Origin of the sequence: Butyrivibrio sp. AE3004, assembly GCF_000703165.1 — a bacterium.
Taxonomy (GTDB): Bacteria; Bacillota; Clostridia; order Lachnospirales; family Lachnospiraceae; genus Butyrivibrio.
This window is the reverse complement of record NZ_JNLQ01000002.1, coordinates 109,400-130,387: the sequence shown is the minus strand read 5'-3', so window position 1 is coordinate 130,387 and position 20,988 is coordinate 109,400. Positions and strand designations below refer to the sequence as shown.

At 39.4% G+C, this 20,988-nt stretch carries 18 protein-coding genes; all 18 read right to left on the bottom strand.

All coding sequences use genetic code 11. The annotated features are described in order from the left end of the window. Positions 1 to 3: 3 nt before the first annotated feature. The 18 genes from BV60_RS0102945 to BV60_RS0102860 all read right to left on the bottom strand — a co-directional run bounded on the left by BV60_RS0102945 (position 4) and on the right by BV60_RS0102860 (position 20,933). Positions 4 to 3,066: a type I restriction endonuclease subunit R gene (locus BV60_RS0102945; protein WP_081846557.1), complete on the bottom strand. Its 3,063-nt coding sequence runs from the start codon at positions 3,064 to 3,066 to the stop codon at positions 4 to 6. Then, positions 3,059 to 3,499: a hypothetical protein gene (locus BV60_RS0102940; protein WP_029319381.1), complete on the bottom strand. Its 441-nt coding sequence runs from the start codon at positions 3,497 to 3,499 to the stop codon at positions 3,059 to 3,061. The genes BV60_RS0102945 and BV60_RS0102940 overlap by 8 nt, the downstream gene beginning before the upstream one ends. After that, on the bottom strand, positions 3,492 to 4,784 hold the full coding sequence (locus tag BV60_RS0102935) for a restriction endonuclease subunit S (protein WP_029319379.1): 1,293 nt from the start codon (positions 4,782 to 4,784) through the stop codon (positions 3,492 to 3,494). The genes BV60_RS0102940 and BV60_RS0102935 overlap by 8 nt, the downstream gene beginning before the upstream one ends. Positions 4,785 to 4,797: 13 nt before the next feature. Next, complete coding sequence (locus BV60_RS0102930) at positions 4,798 to 6,912, bottom strand: type I restriction-modification system subunit M (protein ID WP_242840932.1); 2,115 nt, start codon at positions 6,910 to 6,912, stop codon at positions 4,798 to 4,800. Between the two features lie 86 nt (positions 6,913 to 6,998). After that, positions 6,999 to 7,526: a hypothetical protein gene (locus BV60_RS0102925; RefSeq protein WP_029319375.1), complete on the bottom strand. Its 528-nt coding sequence runs from the start codon at positions 7,524 to 7,526 to the stop codon at positions 6,999 to 7,001. A gap of 1 nt (position 7,527) precedes the next feature. Next, positions 7,528 to 9,249, bottom strand: coding sequence for an N-6 DNA methylase (locus BV60_RS0102920; protein ID WP_029319373.1), 1,722 nt, complete (start codon positions 9,247 to 9,249; stop codon positions 7,528 to 7,530). Between the two features lie 239 nt (positions 9,250 to 9,488). Next, positions 9,489 to 10,046, bottom strand: a complete 558-nt coding sequence (locus BV60_RS0102915; RefSeq protein WP_029319371.1) for a hypothetical protein — start codon at positions 10,044 to 10,046, stop codon at positions 9,489 to 9,491. Positions 10,047 to 10,056: 10 nt separating this feature from the next. After that, entirely contained in the window at positions 10,057 to 10,905 is an 849-nt protein-coding gene (locus BV60_RS0102910; protein ID WP_156035929.1) for a DUF6731 family protein, read from the bottom strand. A 227-nt stretch (positions 10,906 to 11,132) separates the two neighbouring features. Next, positions 11,133 to 12,260 carry an ArdC-like ssDNA-binding domain-containing protein gene (locus BV60_RS0102905; RefSeq protein WP_197029512.1) on the bottom strand — a complete coding sequence of 376 codons (1,128 nt, stop codon included), beginning with the start codon at positions 12,258 to 12,260 and terminating at the stop codon, positions 11,133 to 11,135. Positions 12,261 to 12,273: 13 nt separating this feature from the next. Then, the gene (locus BV60_RS0102900) at positions 12,274 to 12,672 is read right to left on the bottom strand and encodes a single-stranded DNA-binding protein (protein ID WP_029319366.1); all 399 of its coding nucleotides are present in this window, start codon (positions 12,670 to 12,672) and stop codon (positions 12,274 to 12,276) included. A 200-nt stretch (positions 12,673 to 12,872) separates the two neighbouring features. Continuing rightward, positions 12,873 to 14,270, bottom strand: a complete 1,398-nt coding sequence (locus BV60_RS0102895) for a relaxase/mobilization nuclease domain-containing protein (RefSeq protein WP_029319364.1) — start codon at positions 14,268 to 14,270, stop codon at positions 12,873 to 12,875. 20 nt (positions 14,271 to 14,290) lie between these two features. Beyond that, positions 14,291 to 14,644 carry a plasmid mobilization protein gene (locus BV60_RS0102890; RefSeq protein WP_034467612.1) on the bottom strand — a complete coding sequence of 118 codons (354 nt, stop codon included), beginning with the start codon at positions 14,642 to 14,644 and terminating at the stop codon, positions 14,291 to 14,293. Next, entirely contained in the window at positions 14,616 to 15,341 is a 726-nt protein-coding gene (locus tag BV60_RS21600; protein WP_051656476.1) for a DUF4366 domain-containing protein, read from the bottom strand. The genes BV60_RS0102890 and BV60_RS21600 overlap by 29 nt, the downstream gene beginning before the upstream one ends. Continuing rightward, positions 15,331 to 15,663 carry a DUF4315 family protein gene (locus BV60_RS21595; protein WP_051656475.1) on the bottom strand — a complete coding sequence of 111 codons (333 nt, stop codon included), beginning with the start codon at positions 15,661 to 15,663 and terminating at the stop codon, positions 15,331 to 15,333. The genes BV60_RS21600 and BV60_RS21595 overlap by 11 nt, the downstream gene beginning before the upstream one ends. 12 nt (positions 15,664 to 15,675) lie before the next feature. After that, the gene (locus BV60_RS0102875; RefSeq protein WP_029319358.1) at positions 15,676 to 17,355 is read right to left on the bottom strand and encodes a C40 family peptidase; all 1,680 of its coding nucleotides are present in this window, start codon (positions 17,353 to 17,355) and stop codon (positions 15,676 to 15,678) included. Beyond that, positions 17,348 to 19,708 carry a VirB4-like conjugal transfer ATPase, CD1110 family gene (locus tag BV60_RS0102870; protein WP_029319356.1) on the bottom strand — a complete coding sequence of 787 codons (2,361 nt, stop codon included), beginning with the start codon at positions 19,706 to 19,708 and terminating at the stop codon, positions 17,348 to 17,350. Before BV60_RS0102870 ends, BV60_RS0102875 begins: the two co-directional genes overlap by 8 nt. Beyond that, positions 19,635 to 20,057, bottom strand: coding sequence for a PrgI family protein (locus tag BV60_RS0102865; RefSeq protein WP_029319354.1), 423 nt, complete (start codon positions 20,055 to 20,057; stop codon positions 19,635 to 19,637). Before BV60_RS0102865 ends, BV60_RS0102870 begins: the two co-directional genes overlap by 74 nt. 9 nt (positions 20,058 to 20,066) lie before the next feature. Next, complete coding sequence (locus BV60_RS0102860; protein WP_029319353.1) at positions 20,067 to 20,933, bottom strand: VirB6/TrbL-like conjugal transfer protein, CD1112 family; 867 nt, start codon at positions 20,931 to 20,933, stop codon at positions 20,067 to 20,069. Positions 20,934 to 20,988 lie beyond the last annotated feature (55 nt).

The window sequence follows — 20,988 nt, the reverse complement described above, 5'->3', positions numbered from 1 at the left end:
AATTTATGCGTTTCTTAAGCTCTTATATATTTCATCTGAAAATATACCAAGTACTTCTCTTTTCATTTCTTCATTTGAAAGCATCAATGAGAAGAAATCCTGATTTTGTGACAAGCCCTCAATCAGCGCATCATCAATATCATCGAAGTAAGAAAACTCGAAGTCTTTTTGAGTGTTATTCTTAGCGCTTGTCTTTAATTTTTCTGATTTCATCAGAATATCTCGAATCTGAAGCATAGCTTTAACTACAACATCATTGTCATAGTTTTTACCTGTTCTACTGTTAATCTCGTCTATTATTTCAGAAAGCCTTTTCTCTTTGTCTTCCGTTAATCCAAAATGTTCTGCTATCGGTAATTTCATTATCGGATCAGCTACGAGTTTCGGTTTTGTATGCTCTTCACCCTTTTTCTGAACAAAATTTGTAGCTTTAATTTTTCCATCCAAATTAAAGCCTCCACCCGGATGCTTGATGTTTATATATGCAAGCAAGTATGCTACGTAATTGTATTTTTTGTGAAGTTCTGTATCTTCAAAGCTTGATACTTGTAATAAGAACTCATAAAATCTAACAAAACCACGCATTACAGCTACACAATTTCTTTGCTCTTCATAATCAAAGTTATCAAGCAACTTCTTGCTTTTCTGCAGGAAGAATGTCAAACGCTGCTTATCTTTTCCAGATACTTTTTGCGAATACAAAATCTCATTTGCCGCATCAATATCTGCAGGATCAAGAATTGAATAAGCATCAATTTTGGCTTCAAGATCGTATACTGCACTCGGAGTTACAGAATTAGACAATAGAGTCGTCGTGTAATAAGGTGCAAACGCGGCTTTTATCTCTTCATATGTATTAACAAAGTCCAATACAAATGTCTTTTTATCATACGGTGCACATATACGGTTAAGCCTTGATAAAGTCTGTACAGCATTAACGCCTTTAAGCTTCTTCAGAACATACATTGCACAAAGTTTAGGCTGATCAAATCCTGTTTGATATTTATTTGCAACCAATAGAACTTGGTATGCATCCGTATCAAACTCTCTCGTCAATCGATCTTCAGAAAATCCGTTCATTGATGCCTCTGTATATTCAGTATCATCATCCGGTAATTTTACTTTTCCCGAAAATGCTACCAAAGCATGAATGCCTTCATATCCCTTCTTTGTAATATAATCCTCAAATGCCTGCCTATACTTCACCGCACCTTGACGAGACGCAGTAATTACCATTGCCTTGGCCTGTCCACCAAGTTCTTGCATTACAGATGTTCTAAAATGCTCGACAATGACTTCCACTCGTTGTGCAATATTAGTGTCATGAAGTTCGATAAAACGAGCAATCTGTCGCTTAGCTTCATTTGTCTTACACCTTGGATCTTCTTCTATCTCCTTGTTGAGTCGATAAAAAGTAGAATACTCAGTATAGTTTTGCAATACATCAAGAATAAAGCCTTCTTCTATAGCTTGCTTCATTGAATAAACATGGAAAGCTTCACGTTGTCCCTTTTTATTTAATCTGCCAAACAGTTGAATAGTAGTCGGCTTAGGTGTAGCGGTAAACGCAAACATAGAAACGTTTGCCTGTTTTCCGTTGCGTTTAATCTCGCTTGAAATTAAATCCTCAACATCAGCTTCAACCTCTTCACCAGAACCCAACGCCATCGTTACCGCCGCCATATCTTTTCCGGCAGTAGATGAATGAGCCTCATCAATAATCACCGCAAATCTCTTATCTTTCAGTCCAGAAACGCTATCTACGATATAAGGGAACTTCTGAATAGTAGTAGCAATTATTTTGGTATTACCATTTAACGCAATTGCCAAATCCGCCGAATTACATTTATCATCCATAACACGAATCAATCCGGCTTTATGTTCCATGCCCATAATAGCCTTTTGCAACTGGCGATCGACAACAACTCTATCTGTAACAATCACAATATTGTTGAATATTATTTTGTTGTCTGCATCATGAAGCGATGTAAGTCTGTGTGCCAACCAAGCTATTGAGTTCGTTTTTCCCGAACCTGCACTATGCTGAATTAAATAATTCTGTGCCGTTCCATTTTCTCGAACATCTGCCAAAGTTTTTCTTATAACATCAAGCTGATGATATCGAGGGAATATAAGATTTTCAGAACGTTTGATTTTTCCGGTAGTTTCATCAACTTTTTCTTTGGTCTCTATAAAAATAAACTTACTTATCAAATCAAGCACAGTATCCTTGGTTAGGATGTCTTCCCACATATATGACACACTGTACTTATCTTCAAAAACAGGATTACCTGCTCCGGCTGCTACGCCTTCACCATTTCCCATATTAAATGGCAGGAAGAACGTTGCATCTCCATCAAGCTTAGTTGTCATATATACTTCTTCGAGATCCATAGCAAAGTTAACCAAAGTTCCTGCTTTGAACATGAATAATCTTGTCTTAGGATTTCGATCTGTACGGAATTGATATATAGCATCTTGATACGACTGGCCTGCAGCATTGCACTTTAATTCAAATGACATTATCGCTAAGCCATTCAAAAAAATAACAACATCTATTCGTTCCTTATCACTAGCCCACACCTCTTCCATTACTGAAAAAATATTCTGTCCGTATTTCTTTGTAAGTTCAGGATTAAAAGACGTTGCAGGCTTTGTATACATCAAATCGAGTTTCTGATTTGATATTTCAATTCCGTGCTTAAGTACCTCTATCAAACTTCCACGAGTTTTAGTTGTTTCTGTATTAATAAAATTAACAATGGTTTCTTCCAAATCAGCCTTATATATCTTTCTTAAATATTCCATAGTATCAGGCTGCGTATTATTCAAGAAAGAAAAAAGCATTTCTCTATCAATAGCAAAGTAACGGTCAAAGTTCTTCGCATCTCTTATGATATAACCATTGTCCCGTTCCAATCTTTCGAGAAGATATTTCTGAAACTCCTTCTCTGACAGAATCGAAGCGTGATGAACAAGCAAATCAGCATATTTAGCGATTCTCTTTCCAGATTCAGCCGCTCCATCTGTTGAATCAAGGAAATCAACATCTGTCTTTTCACCCATTTGCATTGTCCTCCTTCCTTATAAATTCTCCTGTATCAAGTTTTATAAATTCGCTTAATTTGATTTTTCCTTCAAAATCTGCACCATACTCTCCAGCACGAGTCTGATCATCAAATTTAAAGCTATTGTTATAATATCTCCCAGTCTTTGTCTTTCTTATCAAATCATGATCAAGCATGAATTTGATAACTCTAAAATGATTAGCAATGTCATCGCCATTTAGATAAAAACAGATAACCCCTGTATCAACCATTTGCACTTCCATATTTGTGCACTTGCATTCATAGCATGCACCCGATTGAATTGCTGCTTCACAAATCTGTTGCGCAAAAGTCTGATCATCAAAGAAATACATCCATTTGCCACATCTATGCTTTTCGAGCTTTTCCTCTTCACCAGAAAAAAACCAATACCAACCGCCCATATCAAGCATTAACGGGGACCCCCTTCTTTCCTGTTACATATTCATATATAATTGTTTTCTTATATGTCTCAAGAATATCCAATTGCTCTTGCTTCTTCTCTATAGCTAAGTCGACCTCCTGGCACACATCATCCAGATAATTGCATATTCTCTCTTGCTCACTTTTAGGAGGTAATGGTATATAAATATCCTTTACCTTTTCCCAACTTCTAAAGTCACTTGTATTTCCTCTTACGCCATTAGAAATGAGTTTATATACACCTTGGAATGCCAAATATTGCATATAATATACGATGTATCTTTTATCTTCTGAGCTATCGCAGACGTGAACAACTCTAGTGATTTTCCCGTCCATATCGGACAAGGCAATTGCACCATGCCAAGTATCCATTCCATGTATCGCAATGTCTCCTTTTATGATTCCTTGCATGGCATTATCTTCGCTTACCATTTTTCCAGTTGCGTTTTCATCACGCGGTAATACTTTTCCCTTATTTGAGCAAACAACTGCCATATCCTCGGGGTTAAAAGCTCTTGTTAGCTTTGTACATGTATATCCTATTTTTGAAATTCCCCAAAGACTGTTTATTGGTCCCATATAAAAAATGCCACTATCTTTTAACTCAGCGTTTAGATCTAATCCCTTTGTGACAGATTCCGAAATTACAGATTTCTTATACGCTTCTAATGTATCTATCTCTCTTTGAATATTACTTATCAAAGAATCTATTTCCGCACACTTTCCATCTAAATAATCTGAAATAGCATGCTGTTCCTCACGTGGTGCTATAGGTATATACAATCCGCCAAATTTGTCCATCGGTATTCTCATTCGAATAGTGTTTAATTTTCCATTACCAGATTCCTTAATAAGAATTCCATTACCGAGGCCAAACAGACTACGCTGAAACATCGTGGTTTGAAATATGTAATTGAAGAAACGAACATCATCAGCTTCATCTTTAGGACGCAGCATGTAATATACAGGGCTTACGCAGCCAAAATAATTTGACAAACCAACAGAACCCGAAAGTATATTCATACTATTCATTACAATATCACCGGGATAAGCTAATCTATATGCAGAAACATCCTCTTTAGGTTTGTTGCCTCCTCCTTCTTTTTCATCATACGGAATTACCCCTTGTTTTGCCGTTAAAGATAAAATAAAAGACGTTCTTACTGGGTTATTCTTTTCAATTCTTTCTCGTAACACATATTTGATTTTTTTCAATTCCCACGAGGAAGGTATTGAGCCAAGCCACTGAATATCAGTCTCTTTATATTCAATCATCAATAGCTCCTCCTTATCCAAATAGTTTTCCTATACTTTTTGAAACTGATTCTTCTAGTTCTACAAATCGTTTTTCAAGTTCAACGCTTGACTCCGGAGCTTGATATTTGTAGAAAGTCCTTGTGAAAGGTATCTCGGCTCCAGTTTTAATAACAGGCTTTTTAGCTCCAAGATTTTCTTCAAAAAACGCTTTTGCATCTGGAACATATGGAAGCACTTCTCTTTCCATATACTGATCAATGTTTTCTTCAAATTTTATAAGCTCAACGTCCTTTGATTCCTTGTCATAAATAATATTGCCCTTTTTGTCCTTCTGTATTTCAGCAGTTTTATCCATTTCAGATAAACCGTAAGCAATTTTAGCAATCAACTTCTTATCAGATATAATTCCATCAAGTACGTCTGATAACACTGGAATGAATTGTTTTTCTGATAAATATTTTTTATCAGAAACTGCGTTTTCTAACGTTTCAATAATCGAATCATATGTTGGTTTATTTTCATTATAATCATCTAATTTTTTCTGATCTTTTCCTGAAAGTTCCTCCGAGTCTTCTAACTCATTAACTTTGGCTTCATCATACAATGAGCTTAACGAGCCAGACTGAAGCATATATTGAATTCGTTCATCGGTTATAGCATAGCTTCTCTGCAGAGGTTGCATAACAGAATACTCTTTATATATAAAGTCTTCATTTTTAAATATTCTGCTATCCTCTGATTCAGTAAAATCGGAATACAGCTTAGTAATCACTTTTCTGTCATCCGGTGAAATCTCATTCTTCTTCTTTCCTAAAGCTTTTCTTAGTTTATGATATATGTTTGAAGCATCAATGAGCTGAATCTTCCCTCTTCGTTCATTTCTTTTATTTTTTGAAAGCACCCATATGTAGGTTGCAATTTCGGTATTGTAAAATAATTCAGTAGGGAGAGCTATTATCGCTTCTACTAGATCATTTTCTAATACCCATCTTCTTATCTGGCTTTCACCTGACGCTGTACCGCCATTAAATAACGGACTACCATTTTCAATAATCGCTGCCCGCCCAACAGTGTCGTCCATTTTATCTATTGCAGATTGCAAAAACAAAAGCTGCATGTCGCTCGTTCCGGGAACACCAGCTCCCCAACGTCCATCAAAGCCTTTGGCATACTCATCATTAACAGCCTGTTCAACTCCTTCGGCTGCATCTTTACCGCCCCATGGTGTTCCAAAAGGAGGATTTTCAATGACAAAACGCATTTTAGTATCAGCGAATCGATCTTTCTTCATTGTGTCCTGATAGCAAATATTATCTGCATTTTGTCCCTTGATTAGCATTTCTGCCAAACAAATCGCATACGACTCTGGATTGATTTCCTGTCCGAATAGTCTTACATCAGCAGTTGGATTGTATCTCTTAATGAAGTTATAACTTGTCGAAAGCATACCACCGGTACCACATGCCTGATCCAAGACAGTAATTACTTTTCCATCATCAAAAATATCATCACAACCCTCTGCGAGCAGTATGTTAACCATCAGCTTTATAATGTCACGTCCTGTGTAGTGATCACCTGCCTCAGCATTTTCTGAAAATCTTCTGATAAGATCTTCAAAGATATATCCCATCTTTACATTGTCTATGGTTCTGGGATCTAAATCTAATTCTGAGAAGGCTTTTACAACGCTTAGCAAGCGATTGTTTTTATCCATTTTGTCAATCTGCTTATAAAAGTCCAATCCTTTTTCTGCAGATACGATTATTTCCTGAACATTTGGAGAAAAACTCTGTAAGTACGCCTTAAAGTTTGCAGCCAAATTATCTGCATCATTAATTAATTCAGCAAGGCTAAACTCGCTGGTGTTATAAAACTGAAATCCAGAAATACGGTACATCGCCTTAACTGGATAATTAGGGTTTGCCTTAAAAGTATCAACTACTTTCTTCTTAGTTGGCTCCAATGCACACTCAAATCGACGGATAATAACCATCGGGATGATTACATCCTTATACTTATCACTTTGGTATGTGCCACGTAACTTATTAGCGATAGACCAAATAAAATTCACCTCTGTTGAAACGTCAATCGGGGAGTCATCCCACATTGCATCAATTTGTTGTCTTTCTGACATATTCTTTTCCATCCTTTTTCTCGCATTTATGCGTTTATTATCATAATTATTGTGTTTTTTTTCAGAAAATCACATCATTCATTAGTATAGCATCGTTGTCAGATATATTCTTCATCTATTAACTGCTGTAGTTTTTGTCTGAAACTTGTCTTTGTAATCTTTAATTCCTGGCCGCTTATTAGTCTTTCCACCCTTGGGTAAGCCTCTGTCTTTTCCAATTCAGCAATGATGCTACTGCTATCTTCTTTGCCATGACCGCTATGTGGTGTTGGGCCGAACAAGATTACTCTATATTGGGGAGCATATTGCATTTTTTTGAAATCATATTTCTGCGCTTCTTTATAATCCAAGCAGAACTCAAAGCGTTTTTTATCAATGCCCAACTGCTTACCTATTGCCGAAAGCACTTCTTCTTTAACTTCAGTTCCACCTATTACCACTATTTTGCCATCCTTGAATGATTCAAACCGATCATCACTTCCAAGCAAATCAGACAGTCCCATTATTCTCAACAGTTCATCCAGTTCTCCATTCCTATTAGCCCTGGACAAAATCTGTGTTATCTTATCCGGCAAAACTTCCATTATAGCATCTTCAAGATCGGATAATTCTTCGATAGATAACATGTTAATCCACCTCCCCGAAAATACCTCTCAACTCGTTTTGCGCTTTCTGGATCTTTAATTGAAGAACTTTTATTTCATCCTGTTTTGCTTGATAAAGATTGGCAATTTCATTCTGTTTTTCCATTGAAGGTAACGGGACAATCAGTTTCTTTAAAGATTCAGCTGAAATATTGGGAATGGTAGCGCCTACAGTTATAGATTTAAGCACTGATGCACCTACCTCACTATCTAAAAAAGCTTTTATGAAATATGGATTAACCTTCTCCTCATCTAGCTCAATGATGAATAAATTGCCATTTCCTAATATTTTTCTTCCTTCCTCTATTTCAGCAACTGCAACCTTAAAAGGTGCACCATTCTTGGAAAGTAATAAATTTCTATGACCAATGCAGTATTTATCAAGCTTCGAATCGACCTCCTTAAGGAAAGGTAGATCCTCTGAAATCATTCCATTCTGGATGTTTGCTAACATCAAGTATTGAACGTCAGTCGGTTCTTCTGATACTAATGCATCAAGCTCACTAGCTCGTAAAGGAGCACCTCTTGTGATTCGCTTCATCAAGCTACCAAACTCAACTCCATCCTCGATAGAAATTGTTTTTTCTAAATATCGTGAAGGATTTAGAACAAAATCATTCTCCTGGAAAGTGCTAAGATTCACAGTTATAGTTTCGCTACCATCTTCATTCAGTAGTCTAACGATATTATCAATATCTGAATCACTAATGATGTTTTGTCTTCTTCCCTGTTCGCACAAACTGGTAGCATCAACCATCTTTACAGTTTTGTTACCCTTACTTATTACTATCATTGTAGTTGCTATTGCAGTGTGCTCAAAAATCTTTGCAGGAAGCGCAATAACCGCCTCTATAAGCCCATTTCTAATGAAGAACTCTCTGATTTTCTGGTCAATGCTGTTCCAAGTGCTTCCATTAGTCATAATAGCTACTGCTCTACCCTTGTCAGACAAGTGATCAAATATAAGTGAGTTGAAAATCCAGTCTGATGATGTTGCTTTCTTTATCTCAGGCATCCTTTTATGAAGCTCATCAATATACTCAGTGCCTGTCTGAAGATGAATTAGTCTCAATCCAAAAGGATAATTCGAAAAGATCTTATCAAACTTCCTATCTTCACGGATTGAAAACATATCCCCCAATTCAATTTCGGCATTTGGTGCAAATAACTCCGTTCTTATTCTTGAAGCTTCACAAATATATGTATGACGTTCAACTCCATATAAAGCTTTTTGTTCTGCATTTTCGGCAGCTAAAGTAATAAAATCACCTAAGCCACTTCCAAAATCTGCAACTCTATCATCTTCTTTAATATCAAGTATTTTCAGAGCCAGTTTTGAAATAGACTCAGGGGTCTCATAGACTCCCCCATCTCTTCCAGCATTCTCTCTAGGTAATACATACAGATACGCCAAAAGATCATTTTCACTGAAAGCCTTTGCTATCTTGATAGCGATTCCAAGATTCTCTCGAGCTAACTCTTTTATAAACATAGCTCTTTGTTCTGATATTTTGGTTTCAATGAATGAAATCAATTCTTCTTTATCCTCTATGTTATTCACTTGAGCTAGGTATGCAGAGTATACCAGGACATAATATAGCAATGGATCGGCAGGAGCCATACCTCTAATATAGTTTGATATATTCCAACCAATCTCACTTACTACCTTCTTATTTATTTTCTTCAATTCTGTTCTATCTAGCATCTGTTACCTCCTTGGTTATTTATAACCACATCTATTTCTGTAATCAAAATATATCACAGCAAATCTTGGTTGTCAATAACCAAACTTTGGTTTTTAATAACCATACTTGTTTTCTAATATAACTCTCCTTTTTTATTATGTACACACAGCCTATCCAATAAAAAGGACACAAAAAGGAGATGGTAACAACAAGGTATTGTTCCATCCCCTTACTTCATTTGATCTTTCATCTGAATTCTTTAAAACTTATCTAATTTATCATTCAGTACTTGAGCCTCACTGTCAGATATCATTCCATTAATCTCTACCTGTTTACTCGTATCGTCATTGTTATCAACAATAAGGCTGACAAATATGTTTATAAAGCGATATGTACTGCAGACGTAAAATACAAGAATTATAAGTAATAGGCCAAACAAAATCATTTCAATGCTTCTTGGAAGAATATCGCATATAAGCAAAAAAGCACTTACCATTATTGTCAGGATTCCACTAATAAGAATTCGTTTGAAGTCTTTTTTATAACGTTCTTTGTCAATGTGGCTCCAAAAATAATCTGAAAAACTATTCTTTCTTCCAACCACAACTGGAATAAAAAAACCGTAAACGCCTAAAATAATTGATGAAAATTCCGCTATAGCCTTACACATTTCTGAAAAGCCCTTGCTATCTGCCACCCATGGTATTAATGTCGTACTTCTTAATACGCTGATTGCATAAACAAGATACAAAACTTCAATAACAATCGGAATTATAAACTGATAACAATTTAGCCAAACTCGTCTCGCCTTTTTCATGCCAAAACTCCTACTTATAATTTTCTACCATTGCCTCCGCGATAACCTTGTAACCAATTTCTCCTTTAGAATCTGTTTTTAACGTTAGAATACAATTCTTAACATTCTCAAACAGATTATAGAGAGCTGAACCTTGTTCATCTTCCATTTTAACTCTAGCTATTGATACTGCACCCATGTTAGAAAATGCATCAGAGATAATTGTTCTCACAATATTGGCATCAAGATATTCATTCTTCTTTTTGCCCACGCTAAATTCAAAAGACATCGTTTGTGCCGACATATCCCTTGCATTTCTCAATACATCCTCATAAGGAGCTCCTTTAGACGCCGAATAGTCATCAACGCTAGAAATTTTAATTTGTATTTTCCCAAACTTATTTGTTGATTTGGTAAAGTTCTTTTCCAATTTAACCGGTTCTAGTACACATACCGGTTTATCATAAAAAGAATTAATATAACTTGTTACTGTACTTGCTGAAAATCCTCCCTGATTAGCCATCAACATTAGTACGGATTTAGTAGCATCGTATATTGCTACAGTATTCTTCCCAATATACTCGTCCTCATCTACTGAAATATCAACATGTTTCGCATTTTCAGCTTCCTTAACTATATACGTTGAACTATAGTCTTCCATTCTAACAAAATTCATTGCATAGAAGTTTTCACGAACATTAATACTGTCAAGTCTCCCCTTTGAGGATCCGCTTAATAATCTGATTCGTTCTGGTAAAGTATAATCAGCAACCATGCCAATCCAGCTTCGTAAATCAAAAAGTTTCTGCTGCTCATCATCGTTTTCGGAATATGTTTTTACATAAAAGTATCTGCATGTAATATGTACTGTTTTTGCCATCGTAATCTCCTCATTGGTATTATGATTTGATTTTACAACAACAAACATACACCATCAATCCAATGACAAGCAGCATTCTACCCCCACCTTATAACAAAATCATAAACTTCTTTTAGCCCCATAAAAATGACAGCATTTCATTCAGTATCCATACAGCTTACAGCAGATTCAATACAAAAAGCGGGGCAGCCCATGACTTTTGATTAGTCACAGAACTGCCCCAACTCTCATCTCGCAATCTCAGGTGTTTTCACTTTATTCTCTAAAGCCCTCTCTACCTTTGGCTGCGAACTCACAATATTCAATTTGGACTTCAGCTTGTCCATAAGGGATGCTTTCTTGTCACCAACAAGCTCCTTTTTCTCTGATCCAGCAGCACGACCTCCTACCTCATCTGCAGCCATAGTCACATCAGCTTTCTCAACTTCCTGCTGTTTTTCCAAGGCAGATTCCAGCTCAACAATCATCTTTGACGCAGTAACCCTAATGGTGTCCATTGAAGCTTTCAGCTCTTTGGTTTCCTTACCAGAACTCCATCCGGCGATGTAGCCGAAAGAATAATCCGATGTATCAATTCCAAAGTGCTGGCAGACAACATAGGCGATGGACTCAGCTTCTACTTCCTTTGTGTTCTTGGTCTTTGGATCCTGTACCAGGTCCGGATTATCTGTCTTGTCATGAAGAAGTGCATGTGCCATCTCATGAATGATTGTCTTTACAGTCTGGACCTCAGACATGCCACTCTGAACACAGATCTTATGCATATCAGGTGAAAAGAATCCTTTTGCTCCGCTGGTCACAAGGCCATACTCGACAGGGACCTTTGAGGTTTCCTCTAGCGCGGTTTTCAGTTTCTCATAGCCATCAACTGAGCCCATGAGCTCATTCACTCCAAGAGTCGGAAGCTCTTTTCCCTCAGTATCACTGACATCAAAAACTGTTGTTACCCTGAAGTTTGTGTATTCAACTTCTCTGGTTGTCTGAGCAATACGATTCTCATAATCTTCCTTGGTTTCTCCAGGAGCATAGACCGGAATCTTGTCTCCATTATCAACATAATAGTGATCGCCCACTACCTTCTTTTTCACCTTGTAGGGAGCGATTATCTTTATCCCCTTTGCACCTTTCTTAACGTGCCGATCAAACTTATCCTGCCAGGCATCATAACCGGCAACCAGAGTTGCATCCGGTCTCTGCATGGCTATGAGCAGCGTGTTATTTACGCTATAACTATGGAACTTGGACATGGTATTCAGGTATGTCTTGTATTTGTCAGAATTAAAAAGATCGCCGATTCCTTTCTCAAGTTGCTCAGCGATCTCGTCAATCTTAAACTTGTTCTTTACCTCTTCCACGGCTTCATCCTCCTCAATTAAAAGGCATGCTGTCATCAAATCCGTCTGGGATATTAGAAAACCCATCACCAGAATCTCCGGATCCTTCCTCAGAAGATTTCTTGCTCTCGGCAAACTCGATTCTCTCTGCTATGACATCTGTGGTGTAAACGCGACCACCATCCTTTTCATAGCTGCCGGTCTGAATGCGTCCGATCACTATGAACTTCACACCCTTCTTGCCAAACTTCTCAAGAAAGTCTGCCTGATTCTTAAATCCGACAATTCCTATGAAGTCAGCATTCGGCTCTTCTCCTTCCTTTTTGAAATCTCTGTTTACTGCAAGAGTGCATCTTGCTACCTTCTTGTCAGAGTCAGCATTCCTGATCTCTGCATCTCTTGTAAGTCTTCCTGATAATAGTACTTTGTTCATGTGTTTATCCTCCTCTTTTTCTTGTAAAATCAAGGCGCCGCACCGCTTCTGAAGAATCCCTACGAGGGCTATAAAAGAAGTGGCAAGCAGTGCATTTGTGGGACAAATGCTCTTGCCGCTTGTTGGAGGCGTAACGCCCCAAGCCCCATTACACCGTGGAATACCGGAACGGCGCTATCGCTTATTAAGTGCTTTTCCTGTTACCTTACAGGCTGTGTTCTCTGCTTTTGCTTATCTGCTTCTTTGTTGTCCATCTGAAGGAACATCTCAACATTCCTCTTAGCTTCCTGAAGACTCTTGTTGTCATCACGTTTAAGGTAATACTCCTTGTAAAGAGCTTTCTTATCATGCATAAGCTGGTCTATTTCTTTATTGATTTCTTTTACAGTGGGAAGTTTTTGGCCATATTCGTTAAAAGCTTTTTTGGCAGCTCTGTACTTGGTGATTTCTTCACGATGGGCCTCAAAGAATGCTTTGCTGTAACGCTTTTTCTTATATTCCTCGAAAACTGCTTTTGTCTTACTGAAGGCCAGGATATGTTTTCTGAGGTTACTGAGTTTATCAATTCTTCCTTCAACCGCTTTTAAGTTGTCAGTAATCTTCTTAAAACTTGCTGATGAAGTATCTGCCTTATCTTTTAATTCTGCGTAACTCCTGATTCCTTTATCATTGAGATATAGCAGAGTCTTCATCATAGCCTTGTTGTTGAATTTCTGACTCCAATTGATATAGCCTTTACCTTTTCCCTGACGGATTTTCTCCTGAATATCAATGAGCAAGTCAAAGGGCTTTCCTTTTCTGGAATCTTTGGAAATCTCTGAACCTTCGAACTTAGCTTTGAGTGCTTCAGCAGAATAGTCTTTTCCAAGAGAATCGAATCTTACGAAGTTCTTTCGCCCAGGACTTTTAATAGCCAGGTGCTTTCCTTCCTTTATTTCAAAGCCCGCTTTCTTAAGTTCTGAAATGAAGGATTCAAAGTCTTTGGGCTTTTCTGCAAGAATCTTATCGATCACATCTCTGATAACCTGACGATAGCTCTTTTGATAAACAGGCTTCTTGCCTTTATGTTTGTACGGCTCAATAACTGATAGTCCATGCTCAAGACATATCATGTCAGAAAGGGTTCTTAAGCCAATTCCGCAGAACCATGAATCTCTGAATTTCTTATCACAGTGAAGATTGACCGAGTTATATACGATGTGGTTGTGAATATGCTCTTTATCCACATGAGTGCAGCACACGAACTGATGCTGTCCTCGGGTAAATCTCATGGCAGTTTCGTAGCCAATCGCATTAGCTTCCTCTGGCGTAACTTCTCCAGGTTTGAAGGATTGTCGGATCTGATAAGCGATGATATCGCCCTCATACTGCCTGCCGGTGATCCTGACATATTCATTTCTGGAATCCATAAATTCTTCCTTTGCAATAGCCGCATTGCAGGCATAAGAAGTTATATATTTACTTTTCTCTTCCTCTTCATCCTCGTTTCTTTTCCGTGTCTTCTCCTCATCCGTGACATAATCCAATCGGGCAGACAGACACTGCCCGATAGATTTGCCGGCATTCTGATGCATTGCTATTAGCCTGGTTGCTGCCATTTCCATTTACCCCGTTACAGCTATTCGATGTTGTTGAACCTCTGAAGCAGTTCTCCCAGCAGTCGAATCAGCTCTTCGTGCGACTTCTGAAGTTCCTTGATATCCGCTTTGTAGATACTTCCTGTTTCATTTGCCCTCCTGGCATATTGGTTGAGGTTGTTACTTTCAATACTCACCAGCCTTCTGATTTCCCTAAAATCTGACATATCAACTTCGATCACATGGCCGGTAAGCACAAGTCTTCTGAGGTAGGCACTAAGGTTTTTAGTGCCTACACTCTCCATCCTGTCATGAATGATCTGCCACTCTTCAGGAGTAAGCCTGAACTTTGCATAAATCTTACGATTACTCATCGTCTCCAGCGTCCTCTTCATCAGAAATCTGATTCAGATAATCAGCCTCTTCATCCACATAGTCAGCATCCGGATCAGGTTCATCCTTTGGCTGCTGTTTCTTTTTCTTAAGAGCAAAATATCCAAAGATTATTCCAATACCCATGATCGGAAGCGTTACTAAAAGTAATGTGTAATCTTTTTTCACAGGCTCCGGTTCAGGTGTTGGCTCTGGATCAGGTTCCGGTTCCGGAGCTGGTTCAGGCTCTTTTTCTGAAATGGATGCCATATACTCTTCTACCTCTTCATCTTCCATCAGAGTTAAAAGATCTCTCTCATCCACCATGTTCAGGAAGTGAACATTCTCATTACCATCATCATCTCTGTCGATAATGATGTAGAAGTAATGGCCGCTCTTAGTCACAACAGTGATGAACTGTTTGCCTCCACACTCTAGAGTTCCGTAATCGTCCACAAGTTCCATGTTGCCATCCGGCGTAAGAGGACCATATTCCTCAACAGGAGTCTCCTCAGGAACAATCTCCGGAACAGCTCCTTCACAGTCGTTGTAGTCCTTACTGCAAACAGGGCATTCCTCATTGATATGATCCTCGGTACATCTTTCCTCACATATGCACTTAGGTGCATTTGCAAAAACGGGTATAGGAGTCATTCCAACAAAAAGAGCTGCAGCTCCAGCCACAGCCCTCAAGCAAAGCTTATTTATTTTAGTTTTCATCGTCTTCATTTTCCTCACTTTCATCGTAATCAAAATCCACTTCCAAAGATTCTTTTTCCAAAAGATCTGCGCTTGAATCCTTGGCACTAACTTCTACCGGCTTTCCCGATAAAAGAGCCTCAAGCTGCCCGTCAGTAGCAAGCGCAAGGAGCTGTGCCACCTGTTCAGGACGAAGCTTTCTCTTAGCGACCTCTGCAATAATCTGATTGTTCTCAGCCTCTTTCAGCTTACTTTCACAAAGTCGCACTCTTGCTTCAGCCTCAGCTCTTCGCTTCCTGGCACGTTCAAGATCTTCTCTAAGTCTGTCTATTCTCTCGTACATTTTTCTCCCTTCTCAGCCGTTGATCCTGCCATATGTATAAAAGTGTTTACGCCAATAATTGGTATTAACCGATGTGTACTGAATCGGATTTCCGCAGTGAAGCATCATGCCATCTCCAACATAAATGCCAACATGACTTGCTCCCTTAACATCATAGGTTCCTTTGAAAAAGATAAGATCTCCGGGCCTCGCCTCTGATACAGGAACTCTGGTACATCTCCCCAGAAGCCCGTTTGCAGTTGTCCTTCCAACATTCCATCCATTGCCGCAATGATTGATTACCCAGCAGACAAATCCTGAGCAGTCAAAAGAGGTTGATGGCTTGCTTCCTCCCCAGACATAAGGATAGCCAAGATATCTTTCTGCTTCTCTGATCATGTTGGCAAAACGGGTATCAGTAAGGGCTTCAGGAGGAATGTCATAATCTTCATATCTGCCAGGATCCACAATGGAATAAATATCATCATCGAAAAGATATTTCTTGTTGCCATAAGTCTCAAGAAGAACATCGTATCTTGCCAGCTGATCAGAAGAAAGTCCAAGTTCTCGGATAACAGTGTCAAGAGTGTGATTAACAAGATTAACCTTGAGAATCTTGTACTCATATTCCTCTGTGTAGGTATACTCTTCCTCGTAACCGCCATCTGGATGAGAGTCGTCATCTACCCATCTGGTACCTGTAACTTCTCGCTCTCTTGTTTCTGTGACAGGAGTAAGTGTCAGCTCATACTGGCGCTCAAAGATGTCTTCGATGGTGTCCTGCACTTCATCCTCTTTGTACTGTTCAAAGATAACTGTCAGAACAGCAGCCAGCTGATACGGATTATGAGCGATATTATCCAGGTTATACTGATAGTCATCGTAATCCGGATAGTCATGCTCTATGTCATCAATCGTATCCTGAAGCTCCTCTTCCATCTCTCTGTAGTCGTCTTCTACAGCATAGATATCCTCATCATCTGCGGTATAGCTTGTAGTTATCCCCACATGTGAGGTTCCGTTAAAAGCAGCGCCGCAGGAAGAAAACATTGAAGCCACCAAAAGAATCAGCACAAACACTATAAGGATTGTTGCCACCTCCTGAAAGTGCTCTTCAATAAACTCAGCAAGTTTTCCAGTAAGATCCTCTGCCTTATCCACAAACTTCTTGCTGATATCTCCAACCTGATTTGCTGCTTCTTTGGCACTTCGCTGCTGATTCTTTCTTTGTATTTCCTTTTTTATCTGGCTTTTCTGCCTGGCCTTTGATTGAGGATTAGAATCAGATTTCTGAACTGCTTTATCCTCCGCCTTATGCTGCAGAATCTTTTTGGCAGTCTGCTTTTTGCTGTAGTTGTACTTCTGAAGCTTTTCCGCATAAACCAAAGCCGTAGAAGTTGCAGATGCAGCTCCTTCCAGACTCTGAGCACCAACATTCTGATCCTCACCACCGCTTTTTGACTCCCCTTCCGCAGCATCATGGACAGATGATATAACCTTAACTAATCCCTGTTCCGCAGCGACCTTTTGAGCTGCTTTCCTGCCCTGCTTTCTTATCCTTGCAAGCTCCTTCATTTCTTCCAGGGTAAGTGAGTTATCCTTTTTCCCTGTCCTGAACTTGGAAGCTGCATACTGCGATGCCTTGGAATTGTTCTTGAGTTTATCAGCGTTTTTTGTGGCGGACTTCTTTTGCTTTGTTCTGTCTTCATTCATTGGCCTGCTCCTTTGCCTCCTGGATTTCCTGAGGTTTCGTGGTCATGATGGAATAGAGTTCAAGATCCTTAGGGAATCTGTCTACGAAAGGCAGGATGACATTTCCATAAAACAAAAGCCCTTCACCTTCTCCGCTATGGGTCACATAAGAGAGCTGATGAGGGCTTATGTTGAGCTGTTTTGCAAGAATCTGTCTGTCGCCAACCGCCTGATTTAGCATGTACACGAAGTCAGAGTTTTCAAAGATATTCTCTACTTCTTTGGACGACAACAGATCTTTTACGTTCTGAGTTATACCTGTGGGAATACCTCCCCACTTACGGAATCTCTTCCAGATTTCAACTGTGTACGCAGCTGTCTGCTCCTCTTTAAGGAGCAGATGCATTTCATCCAAGTAGTATCTGGTGGATTTCCCATCTTCTCTGTTGGAAGAAACTCTTCCCCAGACCTGATCCTGAATTACAAGCATTCCAATCTTTTTGAGTTGTTTACCAAGATCCTTGATGTCATAGCACACGATTCTGTTTGTGATATTCACATTGGTCCTGTGGTTAAAAACATTAAGTGAACCTGATACATAGATTTCAAGAGCAGTAGCAACGTGCTTGGCCTCTGCCTCGTCCTGCTTTAATAGCTCGTTATACAGGTCCTCTAAAATTGGCATATTCTCCGGCGTGGGATTCTCAAAGTATCTCTGATAGATCTGATGGATGCATCTGTCGATTACCGTCTTTTCTACTGGAAGAAGTCCCTCTTTTCCACCAACAATAAGTTCACACAGCGAAAGGATAAAGTCGGCCTTTAGCATGACCGGATTATCATCATCTGAGTAATTATTGTTGATATCCATGGGATTTATATACTGATCTGAGGTTGGACTTATCTTTATTACCTGTCCTCCGAAATGCTCAACCAGTGGACTGTACTCTCGCTCAGGATCCGAAATGATTATGTCGTCATCCGTCACCAAAAAGGCGTTTGCGATTTCTCTTTTAGCTGCAAAAGACTTACCTGAACCTGGAGTACCAAGGATCAGTCCGTTTGGATTCTTAAGCAGCTTTCTGTCCACCATGATAAGGTTATTGGAAAGTGCATTTAGGCCGTAGTACAAAGACTCTTTTCCAGTCTGAAAGAGCTCCTGTGTAGTAAATGGCACAAAGATCGCAGTCGAGGAAGTTGTCATTCCTCTCTTGATATCTATGAGACTATTTGCCAGTGGCAGCATACTCATCAGTCCCTGTTCCTGCTGAAAATCAAGACGTACCAGGTTACAGTTATGCTTCTGCGCAATACTGTTTGCCTGGAAGAAATTATTCTCAAGTTCCTGCTTGGTAGCTCCGGTATTCATGATGAGAAATGTCATAATGAACATTCTCTCATTCTGTGACTGCAGTTCCTTCAGAAGTGCCTTTGCATCTTTGCCGTAAGTGGCCAGATCTGAAGGAATTATGTCCATATCATATCCGGAACGAACGGCCTTTTTCTGTTCTTCAATCTTGGACCTGTCCAGCTCTGTGATAGTGTGCTTGATGGTCTTGATTGCTTCATTCTGATTTACAGACTGCAAATGCATCGTGATTATCTGGCTTGATTCCATAGACAGGAAGTCTGCCAGCATCCTGTCACTAATGTCTGATGCTGTGATCTGCAAAAAACTCATGCAGCCATAGGTATCTCCCATCTTGAAGAGTCTTCCGTTCTTGAAATAGAAGCTGCTTGGAGCAATTGCATCTTTTACAGAAGCACCGGCTTTAATGCTGTCTTCCCAGTTAAAAAAGAACTTGGCATCGTCTCCCATATGGAACTGAGCGTGCATAAGTTCAAGGCGCTCCACTCCATTTAAGGTTATTGCTGCTACTCCAAGTCTTTTGAAATTGTTGAGAAGATCCATTTCGATGTGGATAAGTCTTGGCTTTGCCTCCTTCATACCGGATGCAAAGATTCCGAAAGTGAGATACTTGGTCTTGGTAAGACCGTTATTACCTGCCTGCATCTGGTGAAACAGCATAAAGCTGTACTCATCACGAACTCTGTCATAGCCATCATTCCTGTGTCTGATAGCTATCTTTTTCTCAAACTTCTCAGCATCTGTAGTCTGATTCAGGAATGTGAGCTGAAAGTGGACTGAGCTGTCAAAGAAATTGAGAAAACTGCACCACTCTTCAAATATCTCAGTCTGATCTTCCTGCTGAGCCAGCTGATAATTTATGTCCTGAAACTGAATTGTCTTGGTGTAGTAGTTCTTTCCCACTCTGCATATCCCATCAGGGAACATTCTGTCAAAGGGGATGCTTTTCTGTGCACTGTCCGGCACTTCGCTCTTTTTCTTTCCCTTCTGAAATAGTTTTATCATTCATCTCCCTTTCCTGCCCTGCTAATATTTCAAGCAGTGCATAATAGTTTTCTGATTTATACGGGCGTATCTTTGGTCTTTTAAAAGTCGCCTCAATAAAATGTTCTATGTACACCTCAAGTGGCTGCTCATTCTTTTCATACATAGCAAGAAAAAACAGTGGCATCATGGAGATCATCATCCCCAGAGTTGCCACTGTTACATTTCCAAACCGTTTTATGAGAAAGAAGGTAGGAACACCTATCATTGCTCCAAGTGAAAAGCATATGATCTGCCTTTTGGTCAGGTTAAAGAATACCTTGGATTTCACTTTGGAAAAATCACGAGGTGCACTGATATAATTCGCCATGTAGCCTCCTTACGTTGCGTGAAGAATAGCCTTTGCTATGGTTCCTGACTTAAGCAGCGTAAATCCTAGAAGGACTGTGAAACCAAATACTTTCCACATAGATCCCATAATGTCAGTACTAAATACCACTGACTGGATCATAACCGCATATATTCCAACGCACACCATGATAAGGAATCCCTGAAGTCCCAGGGCCCAGAGTGCTTTGAAATAGTTCTGCCCCATCTGAGACTGCTCGGCATTTCCAAAGGTGGCAAAAGGTATTGGCGCCATGGAAATGTACAAATAAATCTCGATCATTCTTCCATTTACCACGATAAAGATAAACACCGCTGCCAGCTTGATAAGGAACTGCAATGCAAAGGTCTGCATGAAAATACTAAAGAGCTCTCCTGTTTCCATGCCTTCCAGGATGGCCTGGAACGAAGCAAGGGCAGAAGCATCAACCGCAGTACTGGCTGCAATTATTCCTCCGCTTTGCGTTATTACCCATTTGGCTACATCAAATATCGCCATGGTTATGGTAAAAGTATTGGTTATAAGTGTTACTGCTACAAAAGTCTTGAATACCCATTTGAAAAATATAAAGGTCTCGAAGTTAGCCAGGTTATTGTGGCTTATTACAAGCTGGATAAGCTCATAACATGCAATAAACGTCAGGATTATTCCTGCAATCGGCATGATCAGATTCTCTGACAGGTTTCTTATCAGGTTGTAAACTGATGGCAGAAACTCTGCGGGAGTCTGACCTACTGTGGTTGCTATCTCTCCAACCTCTGTATTTAGCGAGTCAAAGGTATTGGTCAGATGTTCCATTATTCCTTCGATGAGCATGTTTCTAAACCATTCTTCAATTTGTTCTAATACGGCTTCCATTCATGCCCTCCGTTGTTTCTAAATAAGGCCCGGGACCGCTTTTAATACAAGCCCC

Excerpts from the sequence above, each read along its gene's own strand:
- BV60_RS0102925 (WP_029319375.1), bottom strand. The coding sequence starts at position 7,526 with ATGTTATCTATCGAAGAATTATCCGATCTTGAAGATGCTATAATGGAA.
- BV60_RS0102935 (WP_029319379.1), bottom strand. The coding sequence starts at position 4,784 with ATGATTGAATATAAAGAGACTGATATTCAGTGGCTTGGCTCAATACCT.
- BV60_RS0102930 (WP_242840932.1), bottom strand. The coding sequence starts at position 6,912 with ATGGAAAAGAATATGTCAGAAAGACAACAAATTGATGCAATGTGGGAT.
- BV60_RS21600 (WP_051656476.1), bottom strand. The coding sequence starts at position 15,341 with ATGAAAACTAAAATAAATAAGCTTTGCTTGAGGGCTGTGGCTGGAGCT.
- BV60_RS0102920 (WP_029319373.1), bottom strand. The coding sequence starts at position 9,249 with ATGCTAGATAGAACAGAATTGAAGAAAATAAATAAGAAGGTAGTAAGT.
- BV60_RS0102875 (WP_029319358.1), bottom strand. The coding sequence starts at position 17,355 with ATGAATGAAGACAGAACAAAGCAAAAGAAGTCCGCCACAAAAAACGCT.
- BV60_RS0102945 (WP_081846557.1), bottom strand. The coding sequence starts at position 3,066 with ATGGGTGAAAAGACAGATGTTGATTTCCTTGATTCAACAGATGGAGCG.
- BV60_RS21595 (WP_051656475.1), bottom strand. The coding sequence starts at position 15,663 with ATGTACGAGAGAATAGACAGACTTAGAGAAGATCTTGAACGTGCCAGG.
- BV60_RS0102860 (WP_029319353.1), bottom strand. The coding sequence starts at position 20,933 with ATGGAAGCCGTATTAGAACAAATTGAAGAATGGTTTAGAAACATGCTC.
- BV60_RS0102900 (WP_029319366.1), bottom strand. The coding sequence starts at position 12,672 with ATGAACAAAGTACTATTATCAGGAAGACTTACAAGAGATGCAGAGATC.
- BV60_RS0102895 (WP_029319364.1), bottom strand. The coding sequence starts at position 14,270 with ATGGCAGCAACCAGGCTAATAGCAATGCATCAGAATGCCGGCAAATCT.
- BV60_RS0102870 (WP_029319356.1), bottom strand. The coding sequence starts at position 19,708 with ATGATAAAACTATTTCAGAAGGGAAAGAAAAAGAGCGAAGTGCCGGAC.
- BV60_RS0102915 (WP_029319371.1), bottom strand. The coding sequence starts at position 10,046 with ATGAAAAAGGCGAGACGAGTTTGGCTAAATTGTTATCAGTTTATAATT.
- BV60_RS0102910 (WP_156035929.1), bottom strand. The coding sequence starts at position 10,905 with ATGGCAAAAACAGTACATATTACATGCAGATACTTTTATGTAAAAACA.
- BV60_RS0102865 (WP_029319354.1), bottom strand. The coding sequence starts at position 20,057 with ATGGCGAATTATATCAGTGCACCTCGTGATTTTTCCAAAGTGAAATCC.
- BV60_RS0102940 (WP_029319381.1), bottom strand. The coding sequence starts at position 3,499 with ATGCTTGATATGGGCGGTTGGTATTGGTTTTTTTCTGGTGAAGAGGAA.
- BV60_RS0102890 (WP_034467612.1), bottom strand. The coding sequence starts at position 14,644 with ATGAAGAGGACGCTGGAGACGATGAGTAATCGTAAGATTTATGCAAAG.